Genomic DNA, 13,463 nt, shown 5'->3' on the forward strand with positions numbered 1-13,463 from the left:
CACCGGCCGGCCGCGCCCTCGATTACGCTGAGCGTCGGCGCACAACTGTGCACAGCTGTCCACTTTCCCGGGGGGAGTCCATGGCCGCGAGACACGAGCAGATCGCCGCCGAGCTGCGGCGCGCGATCCGGCGCGAGGAGTATCCGGTGGGCAGCCGGCTGCCCGCCGAGACCGAGCTCGCGGCCCAGTACGGCGTCTCCCGCGGCACCGTCCGGCAGGCCGTCGCCGCGCTCACCGCGGAGGGCCTGATCGGCTCCCGTCAGGGCGCCCGCCGGGTGGTCCTGGCCGACCACCGCAGCCAGAGCTTCGGCGAGCTGCGCAGCTTCGCCCAGTGGGCCGAGGCCATGGGCCGCACCGCCACCGGACACGTGGTGTCCCAGGAGTACCGCCCGGCCACCGCCGAGGACGCCGCCCGCCTCCACCTGGACCAGGGCGTGCCGCTCCTGAACGTCCTGCGGGTGCGGGGCCTCGACGGCGAACCGGTCCTGATCGAGCGGACGGTCTACGCCGACTGGATCTCCCCCACGGTCGCGGCGCTCCCCCCGGACTGCGCCTCGGTCACCCAGCGGCTGAACGAGGAGACCGGCCTGGTCTTCGCGCACGGGGAGCACGTGATCGACGCGGTCGCGGCCGGCGCCCGCGACGCGGACCTCCTCGCCCTGCGCCGCACCAGCCCCCTGCTGCGCGTGCGCCGCGTCACCACCACCCACGACGGCCGCCCCGTGGAGTGGTCCGACGACCGCTACCGCCCGGACGCGGTCAGCTTCACCGTCCACAACTCGATCGCCAACAACGCGCTGGTCAGGACGACGGCGGGGTAGCGGGGCGGCCGTCCTGCCCGACGGTATGCCCTACCCGCGCCTCGGGCTCACGAGCGCCCCGGGGTCGATCTCGACGGCGAAGGGCTTCTCGATCAGCGTGCCGCGCCCCGCCTCGGCCACGAGCCGGTCCACGTAGCGCCCGTCCACCAGCTCGGTGACGACCAGGGCCGGCTCGGGCTCCAGCTCCAGCCGCCACAGGTGCTCGATCCCCGCCTCCGCGTAGTACGGCGGCTTGAGCAGCCGGTCCGTGCGCCGGCCGGAGGACGAGGGGGAGACGATCTCGACCACCAACAGGACGTCGTCCGCGTCGTACGTGACCGGGTCCTTGGCCGCGGCAGCGGCCTCCACGACGACGATGTCCGGGATGAAGAGCCCGTCCGGCAGGATCAGGTTCACCGCCTCCAGGACCTCCGCCTGAAGGCCGGCGGCCTGGATCGTGCGGTCCAGCAGGGACGCCAGCCGCAGCGACGCCCGCTGGTGCATGGTTCCCGGAGCCGGTGACATCATGAGCGCTTCCCCCATCAGTTCCCTGCGCTGACCTCGGTCCTCCCCCAGCGCCAGGACCTCCTCTATCGTCCAGGGCCCATAGTGCGGATCGTGCGCGACGCTCATCTCGCCACCTCCCTCGTGCGGAACCGGTCGCCTCCAGCATGGCAGGCCCCGCCGACACCGGCCGCGCATCGTGCAGACTGGATGTTTGGCCGCGCGGAAGGGATACACGTACGTGAACGGTCCTCTCATCGTCCAGAGCGACAAGACACTCCTGCTCGAAGTCGACCACGAGCTCGCCGACGCCTGCCGGCGGGCCATCGCGCCGTTCGCCGAGCTGGAGCGGGCCCCCGAGCACATCCACACGTACCGGATCACCCCGCTCGGGCTCTGGAACGCCCGGGCCGCCGGGCACGACGCCGAGCAGGTCGTCGACGCGCTTGTCGAGTACTCCCGCTACCCGGTGCCGCACGCGCTGCTCGTCGACGTCGCCGAGACGATGGCCCGGTACGGGCGGCTCACGCTCAGCAAGCACCCCACGCACGGCCTCGTCCTGACCACCACCGACCGGCCCGTCCTGGAGGAGGTGCTCCGGTCGAAGAAGGTCGCGCCGCTGGTCGGCGCCCGGATCGACGAGGACACCGTCGCCGTGCACCCCTCCGAGCGCGGGCAGATCAAGCAGACCCTGCTCAAGCTCGGCTGGCCCGCCGAGGACCACGCCGGCTACGTCGACGGCGAGGCCCACCGCATCGACCTCGCCGAGGACGGCTGGGCGCTGCGCCCCTACCAGCGGCAGGCCGTGGAGGGCTTCTGGCACGGCGGCTCCGGCGTCGTCGTGCTGCCCTGCGGCGCCGGCAAGACGCTGGTCGGCGCGGGCGCGATGGCGCAGGCCAAGGCGACCACGCTGATCCTGGTGACGAACACCGTCTCCGCCCGGCAGTGGAAGGCCGAGCTGGTCAAGCGGACCTCGCTGACCGAGGACGAGATCGGCGAGTACTCCGGCACCCGCAAGGAGATCCGCCCGGTCACCATCGCCACCTACCAGGTGCTGACGACGAAGCGGAAGGGGATCTACCCCCACCTGGAGCTGTTCGACTCCCGGGACTGGGGCCTGATCGTCTACGACGAGGTGCACCTGCTGCCCGCGCCGGTCTTCAAGTTCACCGCCGACCTCCAGGCCCGGCGCCGGCTCGGCCTGACGGCCACGCTCGTCCGCGAGGACGGCCGCGAGTCGGACGTCTTCTCGCTGATCGGCCCGAAGCGCTTCGACGCCCCGTGGAAGGAGATCGAGGCGCAGGGCTACATCGCGCCCGCCGACTGCGTCGAGGTCCGGGTCAACCTCACCGACGCCGAGCGGCTCGCCTACGCGACCGCCGAGACGGAGGAGAAGTACCGCTACTGCGCGACCACGGACACCAAGCGCAAGGTGACCGAGGCGCTGGTGAAGCGGTTCGCCGGGCAGCAGATCCTGGTCATCGGCCAGTACATCGACCAGCTCGACGAGCTGGGCGAGCACCTGAACGCGCCGGTCATCAAGGGCGAGACCTCGAACGCCCAACGCGAGAAGCTCTTCGACGCCTTCCGCAACGGCGAGATCAGCGTCCTGGTGGTCTCCAAGGTCGCCAACTTCTCCATCGACCTGCCGGAGGCGACCGTCGCCATCCAGGTCTCGGGCACCTTCGGCTCCCGGCAGGAGGAGGCCCAGCGTCTCGGCCGCGTGCTGCGGCCGAAGGCCGACGGCCACCAGGCGCACTTCTACTCGGTGGTCGCCCGCGACACGGTCGACCAGGACTTCGCGGCGCACCGCCAGCGCTTCCTGGCCGAGCAGGGGTACGCGTACCGGATCGTCGACGCGGACGAGCTGCTCGCGGAGAACTGACCGGCCACACCGGTCGTCGTCAGTCCATCAGGGCGATCAGCGGGGCGACCAGGACCAGCGTGTACTCGGCCATGACGACCCCCGCGCGGGCCCGGTACGCGAGCGCCGTGCGCGGCGCCGCGGCGGCGACCACGCCGGCCAGGGCCCCGAGGCCGAGCGCCCAGAAGCCGGCCGAGGCCGCGGGGCCGCCGACGCCGTCGCCGGAGATCGCGTCGTCGAGGACGACGATCGCGGTCAGGACGAGGGAGACGAACAGGGCCACCAGCCCTCCGAGCGCGAGGAAGCGCAGGGCGCGGGAGGAGGGCGCGGTGGGCGTGGGGCCGTCGTGGGCAGGCGTCGTCATGCACCGATCACATCAGCCGGGCGGGGCCGCGGGCATGCGCGGACGTACTCAGTCGGGCTCGGACAGGTACTCAGGCCGGGGGTTCTTCACGCCCGCCCGCTCGTCGTACGCGCCGAGCAGGACGACGCTCACGGCCGCGCCGCCGTAGGCGCGTATCGCGCGCAGGGCGAGGGCGAGCCGCCGGGAGTGGGGGATGCCGGGGGTCAGGGTCGTCGTGGTCATGCTTCCATCATGGATTTCGGACATATCGAGCACATCGCCCTGGGGGCGGAACCGCCGGCGCCCCCGCGTACGACGCGCGGCGGACCCGGTCCCCTACGGGTCGGACGGCGGCCCCGCCGTACGACCGAGCCGTACGACGGCCCCGCGGAAAACCGTTCGCACCACGCGAGCCCGGAAGCTACACTCGTCCGCTTCCCCGCCTCCCTCGCAGGAGAGCTGCCGTCCGGTCGGAAACCGGCGGCCACCTCGACGTGTCCGCACTTCCCGCCCCGGAGGCTCCGCCGTGTCCGTGTCCGTGTCCGCCACCGACCCGCTCGACCGCGAGCGCGCCCACCTGACCGCCTCCCGCGCCGCGCTGCGCGCGATGCGCGAGGACGTGGAGGCGCTCGACATCAAGGACGTCACCGCGAACTGGGTCAACTCCCTCGTCCTGCAACGGCAGATCGACGACCGGATCAAGGCGCTCGCGGACCTCGCGCACACCCCGCTCTTCTTCGGCCGGCTGGACTACCTGCCCCCCACCCAGCACGGCCAGCGCTTCTACATCGGCCGTCGGCACGTCCACGACGCGGCCGGCGACCCGATGGTGATCGACTGGCGCGCCCCCGTCTCGCAGCCGTTCTACCGGGCCTCGCGGAAGGACCCGCAGGACGTGCGGCTGCGCCGCCGCTTCGGCTACACCGGCGGCGAGCTCACCGCGTACGAGGACGAGCACCTCACCGACCCCTCGGAGGCCGAGCGGACCTCGAAGCTGCTCCAGGCGGAGATCGAGCGGCCGCGCGTGGGCCCCATGCGGGACATCGTGGCGACGATCCAGCCGGAGCAGGACGCGATCGTCCGCTCCGGCCTGTCCGGCACGGTGTGCGTCCAGGGCGGCCCGGGCACCGGGAAGACGGCGGTGGGCCTGCACCGCGTCGCGTACCTCCTGTACGCGCACCGCGAGCGCCTGGCCCGTACGGGAACGCTCGTCATCGGCCCGAACCGCTCCTTCCTCCACTACATCGAGCAGGTCCTGCCGGCCCTCGGCGAGCTGGAGGTCCAGCAGGCGACGGTGGACGACCTCGTCGCGCACGTGGAGGTGCGCGGCGAGGACCCGGCGGCGACGGCCGTGGTGAAGGGCGACGCGCGGATGGCGCAGGTGCTGCGGCGCGCGCTGCGCTCCCACGTCACGCTGCCGACGGAGCCGCTGATGGTGGTGCGCGGTTCGCGGCGGTGGCGGGTGCCGGCGTACGAACTGGAGGAGATCGTCCGGGAGTTGCTGGACCGCGACATCCGGTACGGGGCGGCCAGGGACGCCCTGCCGCAGCGCATCGCGCACACCGTGCTCGTGCGCATGGAGCAGGCGGGCGAGGCGCCGGACGACCGGGTCCAGGACGCGGTGGCGCGCAACGCGGCGGTGAAGGCCGTCGTCAAGGAGTGCTGGCCGCAGGTGGACCCGGCGAAGCTGGTCCTGCGCCTCCTGAGCGACGCGGACTTCCTGGCGGAGCACGCGGCGGGGATCCTCACGGACGACGAGCAGCGGCTCCTGCTCTGGACGAAGCCGCCCCGCAGCGTGAAGTCCGCGAAGTGGTCGGCGGCGGACGCGGTGCTGATCGACGAGGCGAAGGACCTGGTGGAGCGGACGCACTCGCTCGGTCACGTGGTCCTGGACGAGGCGCAGGACCTGTCGCCGATGCAGTACCGGGCGGTGGGCCGGCGCTGCACGACGGGCTCGGCGACGGTCCTCGGCGACCTGGCCCAGGGCACCACGCCGTGGGCCACGGAGAGCTGGACCCAGGCGCTGGGGCACCTCGGCAAGCCGGACGCGGCGGTGGAGGAGCTGACTGCGGGCTTCCGCGTGCCGAAGGAGGTCATCGCGTACGCCTCGCGGCTGCTGCCCCACATGTCGCCGGGCCTGGCGGAGGTGAGGTCGGTCCGCGAGAACCCCGGCTCCCTGACGATCCGTCACTCCACGTCTCTGGACGAGGACGTGGTGGCGGCCTGCCGCGAGGCCCTGGCGCGCGAGGGCTCGATCGGCCTGATCGCCGCGGACACCCGCGTCGCCGCGCTGGCGAAGGCCCTGGAGGCGGCGGGCCTGCCGTACCTCTCCCCCGGCGAGGAGACCACGGCCGACGCCCGCCTCACCCTGGTCCCGGCCTCCCTGGCGAAGGGCCTGGAGTACGACTACGTCGTCCTCGACGACCCGTCGGCCGTCGTCGCCGCCGAACCCGACGAACGCACGGGCCTCCGCCGCCTGTACGTCGCCCTGACCCGAGCCGTCTCGGGTCTGACGATCGTCCACGACGCACCCCTGCCGGAACAACTGACGTAGCACCCCACCCGCGCCCCGAAAGGGGCGCGGGGAACCGCGCGCTCGGCCACAACGGACTCGCACCGGAAACAGGCCGGTCAGCGCCCCGAAAGGGGCGCGGGGAACTGCGCGCCCAGCCACAACGGACCCGCACCGGAAAACTCCGCCCCACCGCCCCCGCCAGGGGCGCGGGGAACTGCGCGCCCGGCCACAACGAACCCGCCCCGACCGGCACGGCGAACCCCCCGCCCCCGGCAGGGTTTCGGGAAGGGGCGGGGTGGGGGCTAGTCCCCCGCGGGGACCAGGGGCGCATCGACGGCCCCCCGCCACACCGCAACCGCCTCCGCGGACACCGGCGCCGCCCACCCCCGCGGCCGAGCCGCCCCACCGATGTGGAACGCGGTGAGCCCCGCCCCCCGCAGCGCCGGCAGGTGGTCGAGCCGCAGCCCGCCGCCCACCAGGATCCGCGGCTCGTACCCCGGCTCACCGGACCGCGACGCCTCGGCCGCCAGCACCCGCAGCCCGTCGTCGACCCCCGTCGCCGCCCCCGCCGTCAGGAACGTGTCGAGCCCCGGCAGATCCGCGAGCAGCTTCCGCAGCCCGTCCCGGTCCGCGCACCGGTCGATCGCCCGGTGGAACGTCCACCGGCAGCCGTCGATCACCGCGAGCAGCCGCTCGACCGCGACCAGGTCCGGCTGCCCGTCGGCCGTGAGGAACCCGAGCACGAACTCCTCCGCGCCCGCCTCCCGCAGCTCCGCCGCCCGCCCCACGAGCGCGTCGACGTCACCCGCGGCGAAGCCGTCCGTGAGCCGGAGCATCACGCGCAGCGGGATGTCCACCGCCGCGCGGACGGCCGCGAAGCGCTCCTTGGAGGGGGTCAGCCCGTCCGCCGCCATGTCGGTGACCAGTTCGAGGCGGTCCGCCCCGCCGGCCTGGGCCGCGACCGCGTCCTCCTCGTCGAGCGCGATCACCTCCAGCACTGCACGGTCGCTCATGGAGCCCGTTCCTCCCAGTTGCGGCTACAGGTCTAGTCCAATGTTCGGGACCAGCCTAGCCGTGGGAGTGCCCGGACGCATCGTGCGCACCGTCGGTCGCCGCAGCCGCACCGGCACCCGCGCCGGCCGCCCCGCCCGCGTACACCGTGAACGCCGCCGTACGGACCTTCCCCTCGTGCTGGAAGTCCAGGAACAGCCGGTACGCCCCCGCGCTCGGCGCGGTCGCCGTGAACGAGACGTCCGGACCGGGCCCGCCCTCGTTCGGGTGGACGTGCAGGTACGCCAGGTCGCCCTCGCGCAGCGCGACGAGGTGCCCGTACGCCCCGAGGTACGGCTCCAGGTCGGTCACCGGCCGGCCGCCCTTCGAGACGGTGAGCTTCAGCTCGCCCGCCTTCCCGGGAGCCAGGGTCCCGCCGAGCTTCACCTCGTACCCGTCCACCGAGGCCGTCGGCGCGACGGCCGGCAGCGGCTTCGGGGCGTACGCGCCGGGCACCGCGACGTCCACGCCGAGGGTCATCGGCTTCGCGCCCTTCGCGGCCGGGGTGAAGTCGGCGAACGCCTTGTACGGGCCCGCCGCCGGCAGGTCCACCGGCGTCGACCAGGTCCCGTCGGCCGCCCGCACCGGGTGCAGGTGGCGGAAGACGGTGAGGTCGCGGGAGGCGACGATGAAGTGCAGCTCCTTGCCGTGCTCCGTCTTGTACGCGGTGACCTTCTTCCCGGCCGCGTCCTTGATCGAGAACCTCAGCACCGCGGATCCGGCGGCCGGCCGCGGCGTCTCGAGCGCGAGCGTGTAACCGCCCTCGGAGACTTGCAGCCCGCCCGCGGCCGCGGCCACGCCGGCGCCCGGCGCCTCCTCATGGCCTCCGTGCCCGTCGGCCTCACCGGACCCGCCGGTCTCGCCGTGCCCGGCCTGCGTCGCGTGCTCCGCCTTCTTCGGCCCGTCCACGGGGCCGACGGCGGCGCCGACCCCGTACGCGGTCCCGAACGTCGCGGCGAGCGCGGCGGCGAAGGCTGTGATCTTCACTCCGGTGTTCATGGCGGCTCTCCCGTATGCGTACGCCTGACCTCTGATGTCCTTCACTGCACCTCACAATACCCCTAGGGGGTATCAAGTCAAGTCCTCGCCGGGGCTTGCACGGAATACGGGAGGGGGGTATACATGGACCCAGCGGATACCCCCCGAGGGTATCGAACGACATCGACCCACCGACGCCCCACGAGGAGAACCCCATGTCCGAGTCCTGCTGCACCACCGACGGCAGCTGCTCCACCGGCGCCGCCACCACCGCGACCGCCGTCGCCGAGAGCACCGCCACCGTCTACCGCGTCTCCGGCATGAGCTGCGGCCACTGCCGCACCGCGATCACCGACGCGGTCGGCGCGCTCGACGGCGTGTTCTCCGTCGAGGTCGACATCGCCGGCGGCCTGGTCACCGTCGCCACCGGCGGCGAGCCCGACGACGCGAAGATCGCCGAGGCGATCGACGACGCGGGCTACGAGCTCACCGGCCGCGCCTGACCGGCGCGCGCCACCGCACAACCGGCACCACGCAGCACCGCACCACCGCACGACGAAGCACCGCAGCACCCCGGCCGCCGGGGCCCGCCCCTTCCACGCCCGGGCCCCGGCCCCCGACTCCGCCACGAGGAGCACTCATGACCACCACCACACCCGGCGCCGCCGCCCAGGTCGAGCTCGCCATCGGCGGCATGACCTGCGCCTCGTGCGCGGCGCGCATCGAGAAGAAGCTCAACCGCATGGACGGGGTCGAGGCCACCGTCAACTACGCGACGGAGAAGGCGAAGGTCACCTTCGACGCCGACGTCAGCGTCGCGGACCTCATCGCCACCGTCGAGGCCACCGGCTACACCGCCAAGGAGCCCGAGCCGCCGCGGAACGAGACCGCGGACGCCGACGGCGGCGGCCCTTCCGACGAGGAGAAGGCCGACGCCGAACTGCGGCCCCTGAAGCAGCGGCTGATCACGGCCGTCGCCCTCGCCGTCCCGGTCATCGCCATGGCCATGGTCCCGGCGCTGCAGTTCACGTACTGGCAGTGGCTGAGCCTCACGCTCGCCGCGCCGGTCGTCGTCTACGCCGCCTGGCCGTTCCACAAGGCAGCCTGGACCAACGCCAGGCACGGCGCGGCCACGATGGACACGCTGATCTCGGTCGGCACGATCGCCGCGTTCGCCTGGTCGCTGTGGGCGCTGTTCTTCGGCACCGCCGGCACGCCCGGCATGACGCACCCCTTCGAGTTCACGATCGCCCGCACCGACGGCGCCGGGAACATCTACCTGGAGGCCGCGGCCGGGGTCACCGCCTTCATCCTGGCCGGCCGGTACTTCGAGGCCCGCTCCAAGCGCAAGGCGGGCGCGGCGCTCAAGGCGCTGATGCAGCTGGGCGCGAAGGAGGTGACCGTCCTGCGCGACGGCCGGGAGCTCACCGTCCCGACCGCCGAACTCCAGGTCGGCGACCGCTTCCTGGTCCGCCCCGGCGAGAAGATCGCCACCGACGGCACCGTCGTCGAGGGCTCCTCCGCCGTGGACGCCTCCATGCTCACCGGCGAGTCCGTGCCGGTCGAGGTCTCCGTCGGCGACTCCGTCACCGGCGCCACCCTGAACGCCGGCGGCCGCCTCGTCGTCGAGGCCACCCGCGTCGGCGCCGACACCCAGCTCGCCCGCATGGCCAAGCTGGTCGAGGACGCCCAGAACGGCAAGGCCGCCGCCCAGCGCCTCGCCGACCGGATCTCCGCCGTCTTCGTCCCCGTCGTCATCGCGCTCGCCCTCGGCACCCTCGGCTTCTGGCTGGGCACCGGCCAGGGCCTGACCGCGGCCTTCACCGCCGCCGTCGCCGTCCTGATCATCGCCTGCCCGTGCGCCCTGGGCCTGGCCACCCCGACCGCCCTCATGGTCGGCACCGGCCGCGGCGCGCAGCTCGGCATCCTGATCAAGGGGCCCGAGGTCCTGGAGACCACCCGCAAGGTCGACACCATCGTCCTGGACAAGACCGGCACCGTCACCACCGGCCGGATGACCCTGCTGAAGGTGCACACCGCCGACGGCACCGACGAGACCGACGTCCTGCGCCTCGCCGGCGCCCTGGAGCACTCCTCCGAGCACCCGATCGCCCAGGCCGTCGCCGCCGGCGCGGCCGCCAAGGTCGGCACGCTGCCCGCGCCCGAGGACTTCGCCAACGTCCCCGGACTCGGCGTCCAGGGCATCGTCGACGGCCACGCCGTCCTCGTCGGCCGCGAGAAGCTGCTCGCCGAGTGGGCCATGGAACTCCCGGCGCACCTCAAGTCCGCCAAGAACGAGGCCGAGAAGGCCGGCCGGACCGCCATCGCGGTCGCCTGGGACGGGGAGGCCCGCGCGGTCCTGGAGGTCGCCGACGCGATCAAGGAGACCAGCCCGGAGGCGATCCGCCGCCTCAAGGCCCTCGGTCTCACCCCGATCCTCCTGACCGGCGACAACAAGGCGGTCGCGGAGGCCGTCGCCGCGGAGGTCGGCATCGGCGAGGTCATCGCCGAGGTCATGCCGCAGGACAAGGTCGACGTCGTCAAGAAGCTCCAGGCCGAGGGCCGTTCGGTCGCGATGGTCGGCGACGGCGTCAACGACGCCGCCGCGCTCGCCCAGGCCGACCTGGGCCTGGCGATGGGCACCGGCACCGACGCCGCCATCGAGGCCGGCGACCTGACCCTCGTACGCGGCGACCTGCGGGCGGCGGCGGACGCCATCCGGCTCTCCCGCAAGACGCTCGGCACCATCCGGTCCAACCTCTTCTGGGCCTTCGCGTACAACGTGGCCGCCCTGCCCCTCGCCGCGGCCGGGCTGCTCAACCCGATGATCGCGGGGGCCGCCATGGCCTTCTCCTCGGTCTTCGTGGTCGGCAACAGCCTGCGGCTGCGCGGCTTCCAGGCCGCCGACAAGTGACGGGGGGACGGCGATGGCCGGGTACGCACCGCACAAGGAAGACGTCATCAGACGGCTGAGGCGGATCGAGGGCCAGGTCCGGGGGGTGCAGCGGATGGTGGACGAGGACGTCTACTGCATCGACGTGCTGACCCAGGTCTCGGCCGTCAACGCCGCCCTGCAGTCCTGCGCGGTCGCCCTCCTCGACGAGCATCTCAGCTGCTGCGTCGCCGAGGCGATCGCCCAGGGCGGCGACCGGGCGAAGGAGAAGGTGGACGAGGCGTCGAAGGCGATCGCCCGCCTGATCCGCACCTAGACCCGCCTGATCCGCACCTGGAGAGAACCGCAGGGGCCGGGCCGCGAAGGCCCGGCCCTTCGTCATGCCCCCGTGAGGGCGGCGGCGGCCATCCGCCCCAGCGGCTCGGCCAGCCCGTCCGGGGAGCGGTTCTGGAGGTAGACCGTGGCGAAGACCGGCCCGGCGACGAGGGCGTGGACGAGGTCGAGGTCGGGGGGCGAGGGAAGCTCGCCGCGCGCGACGGCCCGGTCGAGGAGCGCGGCGAGACCGGCCTGCTGGACGGTGACGAAGGCGTCGTGGAAGCGGGCGGCGAGCTCCGGCGAACCGCCCACGTCGGCGAGCAGCCCGGGGATCGCGGCGGCGGCGGCCGGGTTGGTGACGTGGTCCACGATCTCCTGGACGAGGGCCGTGAGGTCCCCGCGGAGGCTGCCGGTGTCGGGGGGCGGGGGCAGGTCCGCGCCGTGCACGGCCGCCGCGAAGACCATCTCCTGCTTGGTCGCGTACCGCCGGTAGATCGCCGCCTTGCCGATCCGCGCGCGCTCGGCCACGGCGTCGACGGTGAGCCGCGCGTACCCGCTCTCCGCGAGGAGGCTGCGGGTGGCGGTCAGGATCGCTTCGTCGACCCGGCCGTCTCTAGGTCGTCCCATGCTCGCATGTTACGGTACCCCGAGTTCCGAAACTGATGGTTCCGAAACGAGTGGGCAAAGGGGAAACGACATGGGACGCTGGGCGGGACGCACGCTGATGATCCTCGGCGCGGTGCACCTGGTCGTGCTGGGAGCGCAGAACCTGGACTTTGTGGACGAGTGGTTCACCGGCGCGCTGTGGGGGCTGCCGCGCGAGGAGTTCATCCACCCGAGCGGCGCGAACGGCGCGTTCTGGAGCTCGATCGGCAGCTTCGCCGTGCCGATGATGCTGCTGGGCGCACTGGTGGCGGACCTGGCCCGGCGGTCCGTCACCGTCCCGGCGTCCATCGGCTGGGGCCTGGCGGTGTGGTGCGTCGTGGGCGCGGCGATCCTGGAGCCGACGCCGATGCTGCTGGGCCTCGTCCCGGCCGCGCTCCTGATCCGCCAGGCCCGCGCCGCCCGGCTCAGCGCGCCGGCCAGCGGGGATCGCGCCCGCTGAGCCCGATGACCCGGTCGAGCAGCGGCGCGCCGGGCGGTACGGGCACGGCCGGCCCGAACGGCGCGTCGGGATCGACCTCACCGCCCACGTCCTGACCGCCCTCACCGTCCCCGCCCGAACCGCCCGCCTCGGGTGCGAGCAGCTCGTAGGACACCCGCAGCGACGCCTCGTCCGGCGCGTAGTCCTGGCCGGTGGCGCGAGCGAGATCCCAGCCGTGGACGACGAGTTCGTTCATCGCGACCTGCCCGGCGACATCGGCGGGCAGGTCCACCCCGCCGGCCCGGGTGAAGCCCTCCCACGCAGCGGGCTCCCGCCACGCCTCGGCCAGCTCCCGCAGGTTCTTGTCGAGCTCGCCCCGCCAGTCCGGCCCGACGTCCGGCAGGGACTCCTGCGGCGACGTGTCCGTCATCGGCCCGAAGTCCTTGCGCGCCGCGGCCCGGAACGCCGCCGCCAGCCCGACGAGATGCCCGAGCAGATGCCGTACGGCGTAGTCGGGGCAGGGCGTGGCCAGCCCGAGCTGCCCGTCCGCCACCCCGTCGGCCAACCGCGCCACGAGCCGCGTCTGCGCATCGAAGTCGATCACCGTCACCGCAACCACTCCTCTGTCCCGAGAACCACCCGCCGCGGCCCTCCCCCCGGACAGACCGCCCCCACCCCGAAAACTCATCGCCCGGGGCGCGGGGTCGGCTCCGAGACTCAGGGGGCGATGACGTTGGCCGGTTCGTAGAACTTGGGCTCGACCGGCGGGGTGCCGGTCTCGGAGAAGATGGGGCGGGCCTGTTCGGCGAAGGCGCGGAAGTCCTCGCGGGTCTCCCAGACGTCGACCACGATCCAGCCGCCGTTGTTGGGCGCCCCGACGTGGTGGAGGAGGCCCTTGGGCGGGAACCAGGAGGCTTCGGTGATCTTCCGGTTGCTCTCCTCGTACTGCTCCTTGGTCCCGCCGGGGATGTCGATGACGACGAGTACGGCCATGGTGCGCACGCTCCTCTGGGGGGCGGGGGTTCCCTCCAGTCGAGCAGCACCCCCGCGGGGGCGCACGGGGGCGGCAGCCGAAAGGGGCCGCCCGCGGACGGGCGGCCCCTTCGGTTCCGGCGCG

The 13,463-nt window shown here is 73.4% G+C and carries 15 protein-coding genes; 7 read left to right on the forward strand and 8 right to left on the reverse strand.

Annotation, left to right across the window (positions count from 1 at the left end):
- Window positions 1–80 precede the first annotated feature (80 nt).
- The gene (locus ACNJ93_RS13945) at window positions 81–821 is read left to right on the forward strand and encodes a GntR family transcriptional regulator (RefSeq protein ID WP_418957731.1); all 741 of its coding nucleotides are present in this window, start codon (window positions 81–83) and stop codon (window positions 819–821) included.
- Between the two features lie 30 nt (window positions 822–851).
- Here ACNJ93_RS13945 and ACNJ93_RS13950 read toward each other — a convergent pair whose 3' ends face one another.
- Window positions 852–1,433: a Uma2 family endonuclease gene (locus ACNJ93_RS13950; RefSeq protein WP_418957732.1), complete on the reverse strand. Its 582-nt coding sequence runs from the start codon at window positions 1,431–1,433 to the stop codon at window positions 852–854.
- 112 nt (window positions 1,434–1,545) lie between these two features.
- Here ACNJ93_RS13950 and ACNJ93_RS13955 point away from each other — a divergent pair, with 112 nt between their 5' ends.
- Entirely contained in the window at window positions 1,546–3,189 is a 1,644-nt protein-coding gene (locus ACNJ93_RS13955; RefSeq protein ID WP_418957733.1) for a DNA repair helicase XPB, read from the forward strand.
- Between the two features lie 19 nt (window positions 3,190–3,208).
- Here the strand turns inward: ACNJ93_RS13955 and ACNJ93_RS13960 are convergent, their stop codons facing one another.
- Both ACNJ93_RS13960 and ACNJ93_RS13965 read right to left on the reverse strand, forming a co-directional pair.
- The gene (locus tag ACNJ93_RS13960; protein WP_418957734.1) at window positions 3,209–3,532 is read right to left on the reverse strand and encodes a hypothetical protein; all 324 of its coding nucleotides are present in this window, start codon (window positions 3,530–3,532) and stop codon (window positions 3,209–3,211) included.
- Window positions 3,533–3,580: 48 nt separating this feature from the next.
- Window positions 3,581–3,754: a hypothetical protein gene (locus ACNJ93_RS13965; RefSeq protein WP_418957735.1), complete on the reverse strand. Its 174-nt coding sequence runs from the start codon at window positions 3,752–3,754 to the stop codon at window positions 3,581–3,583.
- A gap of 289 nt (window positions 3,755–4,043) precedes the next feature.
- Between ACNJ93_RS13965 and ACNJ93_RS13970 the strand changes: the two genes are divergently transcribed.
- Window positions 4,044–6,065, forward strand: a complete 2,022-nt coding sequence (locus ACNJ93_RS13970; protein WP_418961401.1) for a HelD family protein — start codon at window positions 4,044–4,046, stop codon at window positions 6,063–6,065.
- A 263-nt stretch (window positions 6,066–6,328) separates the two neighbouring features.
- Here ACNJ93_RS13970 and ACNJ93_RS13975 read toward each other — a convergent pair whose 3' ends face one another.
- Together ACNJ93_RS13975 and ACNJ93_RS13980 are read right to left on the reverse strand one after the other, a co-directional pair.
- Window positions 6,329–7,039 carry a copper homeostasis protein CutC gene (locus ACNJ93_RS13975; protein ID WP_418957736.1) on the reverse strand — a complete coding sequence of 237 codons (711 nt, stop codon included), beginning with the start codon at window positions 7,037–7,039 and terminating at the stop codon, window positions 6,329–6,331.
- Window positions 7,040–7,094: 55 nt separating this feature from the next.
- Window positions 7,095–8,075, reverse strand: a complete 981-nt coding sequence (locus ACNJ93_RS13980) for a hypothetical protein (protein WP_418957737.1) — start codon at window positions 8,073–8,075, stop codon at window positions 7,095–7,097.
- A gap of 194 nt (window positions 8,076–8,269) precedes the next feature.
- Between ACNJ93_RS13980 and ACNJ93_RS13985 the strand changes: the two genes are divergently transcribed.
- The 3 genes from ACNJ93_RS13985 to ACNJ93_RS13995 all read left to right on the forward strand — a co-directional run bounded on the left by ACNJ93_RS13985 (window position 8,270) and on the right by ACNJ93_RS13995 (window position 11,263).
- A complete protein-coding gene (locus ACNJ93_RS13985; RefSeq protein ID WP_418957738.1) occupies window positions 8,270–8,557 on the forward strand; it encodes a heavy-metal-associated domain-containing protein in 288 nt (95 codons plus the stop codon).
- A gap of 137 nt (window positions 8,558–8,694) precedes the next feature.
- Entirely contained in the window at window positions 8,695–10,968 is a 2,274-nt protein-coding gene (locus ACNJ93_RS13990) for a heavy metal translocating P-type ATPase (RefSeq protein ID WP_418957739.1), read from the forward strand.
- Between the two features lie 13 nt (window positions 10,969–10,981).
- Entirely contained in the window at window positions 10,982–11,263 is a 282-nt protein-coding gene (locus ACNJ93_RS13995) for a metal-sensitive transcriptional regulator (protein WP_418957740.1), read from the forward strand.
- Window positions 11,264–11,325: 62 nt separating this feature from the next.
- On the opposite strand, the gene ACNJ93_RS14000 is transcribed toward ACNJ93_RS13995, so the two are convergent.
- Window positions 11,326–11,889, reverse strand: coding sequence for a TetR/AcrR family transcriptional regulator (locus ACNJ93_RS14000; protein WP_418957741.1), 564 nt, complete (start codon window positions 11,887–11,889; stop codon window positions 11,326–11,328).
- Between the two features lie 70 nt (window positions 11,890–11,959).
- On the opposite strand from ACNJ93_RS14000, the gene ACNJ93_RS14005 reads away from it, so the two are divergent.
- A complete protein-coding gene (locus ACNJ93_RS14005) occupies window positions 11,960–12,367 on the forward strand; it encodes a DUF6463 family protein (protein ID WP_418957742.1) in 408 nt (135 codons plus the stop codon).
- Here the strand turns inward: ACNJ93_RS14005 and ACNJ93_RS14010 are convergent.
- Entirely contained in the window at window positions 12,333–12,965 is a 633-nt protein-coding gene (locus tag ACNJ93_RS14010; RefSeq protein ID WP_418957743.1) for a TIGR03086 family metal-binding protein, read from the reverse strand. The genes ACNJ93_RS14005 and ACNJ93_RS14010 overlap by 35 nt on opposite strands.
- Window positions 12,966–13,063: 98 nt before the next feature.
- A complete protein-coding gene (locus ACNJ93_RS14015) occupies window positions 13,064–13,339 on the reverse strand; it encodes a hypothetical protein (protein WP_418957744.1) in 276 nt (91 codons plus the stop codon).
- Between the last annotated feature and the right edge of the window lie 124 nt (window positions 13,340–13,463).

Origin of the sequence: Streptomyces tritici (assembly GCF_048500665.1) — a bacterium.
Lineage (GTDB): Bacteria > Actinomycetota > Actinomycetes > Streptomycetales > Streptomycetaceae > Streptomyces > Streptomyces tritici.